Source organism: Mesorhizobium sp. M7A.F.Ca.CA.001.10.2.1 (genome assembly GCF_003998575.1).
Taxonomy (GTDB): domain Bacteria; phylum Pseudomonadota; class Alphaproteobacteria; order Rhizobiales; family Rhizobiaceae; genus Mesorhizobium.
Genome location: NZ_RZQY01001235.1, coordinates 1 through 674 on the forward strand (window position 1 = coordinate 1; position 674 = coordinate 674).

2 protein-coding genes are annotated in these 674 nt (G+C 58.8%); one reads left to right on the forward strand and one right to left on the reverse strand.

Annotated elements, in window-relative coordinates; translation table 11 throughout:
* The coding region (locus EN964_RS39310; RefSeq protein ID WP_373565089.1) for an outer membrane protein at positions 1–151 on the forward strand (151 nt) is incomplete at its 5' end.
* 235 nt (positions 152–386) lie between these two features.
* On the opposite strand, the gene EN964_RS36355 is transcribed toward EN964_RS39310, so the two are convergent.
* The coding region (locus EN964_RS36355; RefSeq protein ID WP_164776567.1) for a DUF1203 domain-containing protein at positions 387–674 on the reverse strand (288 nt) is incomplete at its 5' end.

Genomic DNA, 674 nt, shown 5'->3' on the forward strand with positions numbered 1-674 from the left:
GTCCAGCAATGTCACCGTTGGCCTCGAATATCGCTATTCGCAGTTCGCCGAGAAGGACTTTTCTTCGGAATTCGGCGCACCCGACGACACCCTTACCTCGACTTCCTCTTTCCACACCGTGCGTCTCGGCGCGAAGTACAAGTTCAACTAAAAGGCCCTCCAGCCAAACAGTTGCAGCCCGTCGGCCATGCCGGCGGGCTTTTTTTTATTGCTCGAATCTTTCCGCGCCAAACGCAGGCAACAAAAAAGCGGAGCCAAAGCCCCGCTTCCTCGATGTCGAGATTTACCGCCGGTTCATCCGCGGTCGGCAAATCGATCGACAATAGCTTTCTATCGCGAATATGCGACGGGAGTACGACAACTGTTTCCAGCGGCTAATCTCAGCCTCAAGCGCGCTCGATGCGGCACTGGTAGCAATTGTTGCGCGCCGAACGGACATGGACGTAGGCGATCTCGTCGCGTTCGAACAGCGTCTCGGCCCGTGCAGCAATTGCCGTGGTCGGGATGACGCCGCCGCTGCCGTAGACGATGCGATCATCCCTGCCATAGCCGCGCACGATGTAGTCGGGGCTTTCGAGAATCTCGGGCAGCGCCTCGCTCTCGGCAGCGCGGTCGCATTCCTCGCCATGCAGGAAGATCGGCCCCGTTTCAGCATAGGGCTGAAGCTGCGGGAA